The 8127-nt window shown below is 52.2% G+C and carries 7 protein-coding genes; 2 read left to right on the forward strand and 5 right to left on the reverse strand.

Annotated features, from left to right (window positions below; genetic code table 11):
* The 5 genes from Q7V48_02040 to Q7V48_02060 all read right to left on the reverse strand — a co-directional run.
* The coding region (locus tag Q7V48_02040; GenBank protein ID MDO9209518.1) for an aminotransferase class III-fold pyridoxal phosphate-dependent enzyme at nucleotides 1-540 on the reverse strand (540 nt) is incomplete at its 3' end.
* Nucleotides 541-684: 144 nt separating this feature from the next.
* Nucleotides 685-1422 carry a tRNA pseudouridine(38-40) synthase TruA gene (gene truA, locus Q7V48_02045; protein MDO9209519.1) on the reverse strand — a complete coding sequence of 246 codons (738 nt, stop codon included), beginning with the start codon at nucleotides 1420-1422 and terminating at the stop codon, nucleotides 685-687.
* A gap of 93 nt (nucleotides 1423-1515) precedes the next feature.
* A complete protein-coding gene (locus Q7V48_02050) occupies nucleotides 1516-2697 on the reverse strand; it encodes an acetyl-CoA C-acetyltransferase (protein MDO9209520.1) in 1182 nt (393 codons plus the stop codon).
* A gap of 16 nt (nucleotides 2698-2713) precedes the next feature.
* Nucleotides 2714-4162: a 4-hydroxyphenylacetate 3-hydroxylase family protein gene (locus Q7V48_02055; protein ID MDO9209521.1), complete on the reverse strand. Its 1449-nt coding sequence runs from the start codon at nucleotides 4160-4162 to the stop codon at nucleotides 2714-2716.
* A 100-nt stretch (nucleotides 4163-4262) separates the two neighbouring features.
* On the reverse strand, nucleotides 4263-5408 hold the full coding sequence (locus Q7V48_02060) for an acyl-CoA dehydrogenase (protein MDO9209522.1): 1146 nt from the start codon (nucleotides 5406-5408) through the stop codon (nucleotides 4263-4265).
* 458 nt (nucleotides 5409-5866) lie between these two features.
* Here Q7V48_02060 and Q7V48_02065 point away from each other — a divergent pair, with 458 nt between their 5' ends.
* Entirely contained in the window at nucleotides 5867-6664 is a 798-nt protein-coding gene (locus Q7V48_02065; protein ID MDO9209523.1) for a hypothetical protein, read from the forward strand.
* A gap of 123 nt (nucleotides 6665-6787) precedes the next feature.
* Nucleotides 6788-7870, forward strand: coding sequence for a DNA-processing protein DprA (gene dprA / locus Q7V48_02070; GenBank protein MDO9209524.1), 1083 nt, complete (start codon nucleotides 6788-6790; stop codon nucleotides 7868-7870).
* Nucleotides 7871-8127: the final 257 nt, after the last annotated feature.

Here is an 8127-nt window from a genome sequence, read left to right on the forward strand (position 1 = left end):
AGTAAGCCCGAATGAACAGCGGTAGCAATAAGGATCGAAGACCCGAACGACCCCGGGCATGGCGGGTTCAACGGGCGGCCTCCGCGGATCTCCCGACAAGGCAATGGCCCCATAAGTAGCCCCGTGATAGGAGCGGTAGCGGGTGACGATCTTCCATTTCTTGGTGTAAGCCCGGGCCATTTTTACGGCATTTTCGTTGGCGTCGGCCCCTCCGAGGGTAAAAAAGAATTTTTTCAAATCACCGGGAGTGACTTCCGCCAAAGCCTTTCCCAAGAAGGAACGGGACTCGTAGGCCACGCCGGGAGCAACAAAGCAGACCTTCTCGGCCTGCTTCCTGATGGCCTCTACAACCTTAGGGTGCTGGTGGCCGATGTTTTGGTTGATGAGTTGGGACGTCATGTCTATATAGCGTTTCCCGTTCTCATCCCACATGTAAACTCCTTGGGTTTTGGAGATAACCAAAGGATCCAGGGTCGATTGAACGCTCCAGGAATGTATAACGTATTCCCGGTCATACCGTTTAACATCGCTTAGGCTCATTTGTTCCCTCCTCTAAGAATTTATAAATTCATTCACCGCAGAGCCCGCGGAGACCGCAGGGTTGAAAAGGAAAAATTAAAAAAGTGGTGAAAAGATTTAAAACTTTTATAGCACCAAGGGAGGAAGATGGCAATATTTCCCTGCTCAATATTTTACTTCCAGCAAGAAAAGTCCCTGAGGAGGAGCCGTCATTCCGGCCCGACGCCGGTCCCTGGCGCAAAGGATTTTCTGAAATTCTTCTCGGGAGATCCTCCCTTGCCCTACTTCCACCAGTGTTCCCACGATGTTGCGTACCATATGTTTCAAAAATCCATCGGCTTCGATGGTGAAGCAGAAAAAAATCTGTTTCTCTACAGACCATTCAGCCTTTAAAACCTCCCGTACCGGGTCAATGGGTTCTGGATCGGCAGCCTGGAAAGAAGAAAAATTCTGCCTTCCGATTAGATTTCTGGAAGCATCCTGCATGGCGGCAACATCCAAAGGCTTGGGAAGATGCCAGGAATAATTGCGGTAAATGGCTGAAGGAAGTTCGCGATTGAGGATTACATAGCGGTAGGTTTTTCGCTTGGCCCCGAATTGGGGATGAAAATGTTCATCCACTTCCTGGGCTGATTTAATGATGATGTCGGCAGGAAGAAGGCTATTGAGCCCGCGGCGTAAACCATCCACCGGGATGGGAGAAGAAGTTTGGAAACTGGCCACCTGACCCAGCGCGTGGACACCGGTATCCGTCCTTCCCGAAGCAGTCAGGCGAACCCGCTGCTGGGTCATGATCTCGATTTTGTTTTCAATGACCTCTTGGATTGTTAAGGCATTCGGCTGTACCTGCCACCCATGATAATTTGTGCCATCATATTCAATTACGAGTTTGATGTTGCGCATCAATAAGTTTCGGGTTTCGGTCCCGCCCTTGGCGGGATCTAAACTTAATCCCATAGCCCGAGCGTTGAAAAGCTTTTTTTCATCAATTACCGGTTAGATTCTTTCGACAACCATTGCCCCCCCCATGCCTCCGCCAACGCAAAGAGTGGCCAGCCCATAACGAACCCGGCGCTTGTTCATCTCAAAGAGCAGGGTAATGAGAATACGTGCTCCGCTGGCTCCAATGGGATGGCCGAGGGCAATCGCTCCTCCGTTAACGTTCACCTTCTCCAGGTTCCACCCCATCGTTCGGTTGACATAGACCGCCTGGGCGGCAAAGGCTTCGTTGGCTTCAATTAGGTCCAGATCTTTCACGGTCAACCCGGCTTGGGCCAGGGCTTTCTGGCTGGCCGGAACCGGACCTATGCCCATTATCTCCGGAGCCACACCGGCCGTGGCGTACGCTTTAATCCGGGCTATGGGTTCCAGCCCCAACGCCTTGGCTTTTTCCGCTGACAGGACGACCAGGGCTGCTGCTCCGTCGTTGATCCCCGAGGCATTGCCGGCCGTTACAGTTCCGTCCTTCTTGAAGGCAGGCCGAAGTCCAGCCAGAGCCTCCAAGGTTGTATTCGGCCGGGGGTGCTCGTCGGTATCAAAAAGAATGGGATTCCCTTTTTTTTGAGGGATGGATACAGGAACGATTTCGTCCTTGAATCTTCCCTCCTTGATTGCCTTTCCTGCTTTCTGCTGGCTGCTAAGGGCAAGGGCATCCTGGTCCTGCCGGGAAACGCCGAATTTTTCGGCCACGTTTTCGGCGGTGACCCCCATATGATAGCGGTTGAAGATATCCAGCAGGCCGTCATGAATCATCCCGTCTACCAGAGGACTGTCATTCATCCGGTACCCCCAGCGTGCCCCCGGAAGTAAAAAAGGAGCTTGGCTCATAGACTCCATTCCTCCGGCCACGATAATATCCGCGTCTCCCGCCTTAATCGCCTGGGCGGCCATCATGACCGATTTCAGGCCCGACGCACAGACCTTATTGATGGTGGTGGCTGGAATTTCCCGGGGAATCCCCGAGCGGATGAGCACCTGCCGTGCCGGGTTCTGCCCCTGTCCCGCCGTTAACACGTTCCCCAGGATGACCTCTTCGACCTGTTCCGGCTTGACCTTGGCCCGCTTTAAAGCTTCTTCCACCGCAATCTTTCCCAGTTCGACAGCCGGGATATCCTTAAGGATCCCTCCGAAAGTTCCCACCGCTGTGCGGGCAGCGCTGACGATGACGACTTCTCTCATATTCTCCTCCGTTTTTTTAGCCCTTCTCCGAAATTTTCGCCAGTTTCTTGGCCATTTTCTTTTTTTGCTCCCAATTCCCTGAGCGCATATACATCACTTTTTGAGCCTGGGGAGAACCGGCTCCATGCATGGATTCGGCCAGGGCCGTCCCGCCGGTCATATTCTCGATGAGGCGGAGTAGACGGATGCGGTCTTCGGTAGAAACATTGGCCACTCCCTTCAAATATTTCTCCACATATTTCGCTACCTCCGGATTCTTTAAGTCATCTTCGAAGGGCATGGTGGCAATGATCCCCCCGGCGATATCATGGGCCAGCCGGGCCACTTCATAAACATTCTTGCTAACATTATATTTGGTGGTGTTCGCCAGAAGGGTATCCGGTTCCCAGTTCCCCGCTTTCATCTTATGCCCCATGGCCGAGCAGGCGATGCTTCCGGTATAAATCGTTTCAGCCAGGTGGGTCATTTCCGCCAGTTTATCGCGTACGTGGGAAGCCTGGGAAGTCCCCTGGTAATCGGCCGCCAGGGCGCTGGCCCCCACCAGGACGTCGGCTAACCCGCCTTTGCATCCGCCATAATTCTGTCGATGCAGGGAAGCAAAACGTTCCACCAGCGTGCCGGCAAATTCAACTTCGCCGCACATGAAGACTCTTTCCCAGGGAACGAAGACATTTTCCAAAACGATTAGCGCTTCCCCGCCTACCAGGCCAAACTCCGGATTGCCGGCGTCAATTCCTCCTTCTTCAAATTTTCTCTCCTCGTTGGTCTGCCGGCCGAAAATCATGATCACCCCGGGTGCATTCACCGGAACCGCGCAGGCCACCGCATAGTCTTTATCTTCCGGCCGTAGCGCCTGCGTCGGCATGATGAGCATCTCGTGAGAGTTGACGGCCCCCGTTTGATGGGCTTTGGCTCCGCGGATGACGATCCCCTCCTCCTTCTTTTCCACTACATGCGTAAAAAGGTCAGGGTCAGCCTGTTGGCTGGGGCTTTTGGAACGGTCACCCTTGGGATCGGTCATCGAACCCACAACCATAAAATTGTTTTCCTGGATATATTCGATGAACTTCCTGATTCGTTGGTGGTAGGATGTCCCGTATTTTTCATCAATCTCATAAGTGGTACTGTAGAGAGCGTTCATGGCATCGAACCCCACGCAACGCTGAAAACAACTTCCGGTCTCGTGAGAAATCAGGCGGAGCATCTGAACTTTCTTGATCAGTTCGTCCCGGCTCTGATGGATGTGGGTAAAACGATTGATTTTCTTTCCGGTCAGGTGGGAGGTAGCCGTCATCAGATCTTCATGCTCCGGCATCAGGGCCAGTTCGTAGGTCTTGCCCGCCGCGTTGATGTGGGGTAAAAAAGCAGGGTGGGTAGTTAGGTCTTGAACCCTTTTCCCCCTATAATAGACTACGTGGTTTAATTTTTTCAGGCTGTTGATGTAATCTTCTTTGGTCTTGATCATCGGAACCCCCTTTTTCTCCTTGGAAGAATGGAATGGTGGAATATTGGAATCATGAACCCCCCTCCTTCCATTGTTCCCTTATTCCAATTTTCCCCTTTTATTATCTTCCCTTCAGAATATTGCTCGATATGACCAACCTCATAACTTCGGAAGTTCCTTCATAAAGCTCCGTAATCCGGGCATCGCGAAAATGTCTTTCCACGTTGTATTCTTGAATGTAGCCGTATCCCCCATGGATCTGGATGGCCTTGGTGGTGATGCGGCTGGCTGCTTCGGAAGCATACAACTTGGCCATGGCCGCTTCCTTTTCGTAGCGCATTTTATGATCTTTCAGAAAGGCCGCCCGAAGCGTCAATAACCGGGCAGCATCCAGCTCGGTGGCCATGTCGGCGATCATCCATTGGATGGCCTGAAACTGGGAGATGGGTTTCCCAAACTGCACCCGGGTCTTGGAGTAGTCGGTGGCTGCTTCCAGGGCAGCGCGGGCAATACCCAGAGCCTGGGAAGCGATTCCGATTCGGCCTCCGTCTAACGTGTTCATGGCCACGTAAAACCCCTGGCCTACCTGCCCCAGGAGGTTTTCTTTGGACATGCGATAATCTTCGAAGATTAATTCGGCGGTTCCAGAAGCTTTGATCCCCAACTTCTTCTCCACCACTCCCACAGAAAATCCAGGAGCCTTACAATCCACGATAAAGGAACTGATCCCCTTGGATCCTTTGCTCCTATCAGTCATGGCCAGGAGTACGCAATAGTCAGCCACGTTTCCATTGGTAATAAAGTTTTTCTTGCCGTTGATTACCCATTCATCTCCTTGGAGCACGGCCGTAGTCTTCTGGGCGGCCGCATCGGACCCGGCTTCGGGTTCGGTTAATCCGAAACATCCCAGTTTTTTTCCCGAAGCCAAGGGGGTAAGATACTTTTTTTTCTGCTCTTCTGTCCCAAAAGTGTAAATGGGATCGCAGACCAGGGAGTTATTCACCGACATGATCACTCCCACGCTGGCGCATCCCCGGGATATTTCCTCCAGGGCCACCGCGTAACTGACAATGTCGGCTCCCCCTCCGCCGTAAACATCCGGGATGGCAATGCCCATGAGGTTCAACTCGGCCATTTTCTGGACGATTTCCACCGGGTGACGCTCCGTTCTATCCAATTCAGGGGCCTTGGGTTTAATTTCATTTTCAGTAAAATCGCGGGCCATCTCTTGAATCATCTTTTGCTCTTCACTAAGTTCAAAATCCATTGATTCACTCCTTTCCTCATTCGTAATCCCCAAGCAACGGAGAGATCAAAATTCCCCTTCGTTTCCTTCCCTTCCTGGCCGCCCCAAATCGGCGCTATTGTACCATCCCCACCTCGAAAGTCAAACCCAAATTTCTTATTTACAGAATTTACAGAAATCCAGAAATTTCCTTTAATGTTTCCCCTACCCTGGGGCACAAGACTCCTTGACTTCTTGAACCCTATTCCCTACCCGCCCGGTCCTATGGAAAAAACACCTCCTGATGATGACTCGCGAAAATCCCTTTGCGGGGAGGGCCAAGGCAAGAAAAACTTGGATCCCTGAAAACTGGTGGAGGATAAGAGAAAAGAAAAATAGACTTGACAAAAAGAGGAACCGGAAGGTATTTTAAACCAACTGGACAGGCATGGATCTTGGGGGAACTTTTCTTGCCAATATATAAAATCCGGAGGTGGGTAATGCGGCAAATCAAAATGACCCTGAGTGCAGGGCTGGTCATTCTCCTGGGCCTTTTAATCTTCGGAGAATCGACAGAAAGTCGCGCGCAATCGGGCCAGGCCTTGGAACCCTCGCAGCAAAAACTTCGTGATCAGATGCAATCGTTCGGCTTCATCACCTCGAAACCAATTCCATCGTGGGGAACGATCGTCGGGAACGAAAACGCAGTGGTCAACTTGAGCAAAGGAGAAGTGGTTTACATCCATTTGCAGCCGGGAAAAGAAGTAAAGCCCGGCGACCGGTTTACCATCATGCACCTGGGTCAAGCCATAACCCATCCTATAACCAAAGAAAAAATCGGCCACCTGGTGGTGAGTCCGGGGAAACTGGTCATCCTGGAAGGGAAAGATTATATCGTGACCGCCAAGATTCATGAATCCAATCGACCGATCTTCAGTGGAGATTATATCCTTGCTCCTGCCCCGGTCCTCCCCGAGGCAGTACCCATCCGCAGTCTAAAAAAAATCGAAGGGAGGGTGATTTCCTCCCAAGAGGGTATAGAGAACATCACGTCCAATGAATTTGTCTTCATCGACCGGGGAAGTCAAGATGGGGTTGTAGTGGGGGCTCTTTTCAAAATTTATCAAATGGGCCACTATCCTGAAGAAATCCTGAAAGATGCTAAAACCCGGTTACCCCTGAACAAGGTAGGGGAAGCCGTAGTGGTTTCTGCGCAGGAGGAAACTTCCACTGCCCTCATCACCTTCTCGTCTCAAGCTATTCACATTGGCGATCAAGCTGTATCTGGCCCAGAGTGAACGCTGATATTTATAGGGCCAACCCGGAGGGCCGGGGGGTTCGATGTAAGAAGACTTAGGGATTGTGGGTCCGCAGAGTCCACGATCCCTTTTTTGTTAGGCCTAGGAGACAGGAGAGGATCGTTGCAAGACCTTTATCATTGGGTAGGTTTAACGATGGCTCCGGGTGTAGGCAGCGTCCTTTTCAAACGCTTAACCCAAGCCTTTGGCAGCCCCGAAGGAGTTTTTAGAGCCTCTCCGAAAGATCTGAAGCAGGTAGAAGGGATAGGCGCGAAGGTTGTCGCCTCGCTCAAGAGATTCGATTGGAGGCAAACGGTGGAAAAGGAGCTTCGCCTCTCGGAAAAGAATGGCGCAAAACTGGTGACTTGGGAGGACGAAGAATATCCGGTGAATCTGAAACAAATATATGATCCTCCACCCCTGCTTTACGTTCTGGGATCTCTGATTCCGCAAGACCCGATAGCGGTTGCGGTTGTGGGCTCCCGGCACCCCACAACTTACGGCCAATTAGCCACAGAGCGAATTTCCATGGGCTTGAGTAGAAAGGGGGTAACCGTGGTCAGTGGCTTGGCCAGGGGAGTCGATTCTTGCGCGCACCGGGGCGCTCTCGCAGCGGGCGGAAGAACCATTGGGGTGTTAGGTTGCGGGGTGGACATTATTTATCCGCCTGAAAACCGTGATTTGTTCGAAAGGGTAGCTGCTCAGGGAGCAGTTATCTCCGAGTTTCCCCTGGGAACACCACCCGATAGCGACCATTTTCCTATCCGTAACCGGGTCATCAGCGGGCTGTCTCTGGGAGTGGCCGTAGTAGAGGCCACGCTGCGCAGCGGCTCTTTGATCACGGCCCGCTTCGCCCTGGATCAGGGGCGGGATGTTTATGCGGTTCCCGGAAACGTGGACTCCGCCCGGAGTGAGGGGACAAACCGGTTAATCAAAGAAGGGGCTAAGTTGGTCAGCCGGGCCGAAGACATTCTGGAAGAAATCTATCATATACCCCGACCCGCGATTCCCGAGACGCCCCCGCAGCCGAAACTCTCGGAAGAAGAGTCCAGAGTCTATTTGACCCTGGAACAGGGGGCCCTGCATATCGACCAGATCACCGCTCGTACGGCACTCTCCAGCGGCAAAATTTCAGCGGTCCTCCTGGCACTCGAACTTGCCGGGCACGTCAAACAGCTCCCCGGGATGCGCTTCGCCAAAGTCTAATATCGCCACGGAGGACCCAGAGAATGCTATAATAAAAAAATTCGGAGTTTGGAGCTATAAGCTATGAACTTTTTCCTGTATTTGAAACTCTATGCTCTCTGTACTACTAACATGCAAAATCTCGAAATTTTGTTAAGCAAATTCGAAGATCTCCCCCTCACCCTGCCCTCTCCCCCCGTTGGGGGGAGAGGCTGAAGGTGAGGGGGGCCGAGGGATTTTGGTTGCGGCTATGCCGCGCTGTGACCTCTGTGGCAAAT

The organism is Deltaproteobacteria bacterium, assembly GCA_030654105.1.
Taxonomy (GTDB): domain Bacteria; phylum Desulfobacterota; class SM23-61; order SM23-61; family SM23-61; genus JAHJQK01.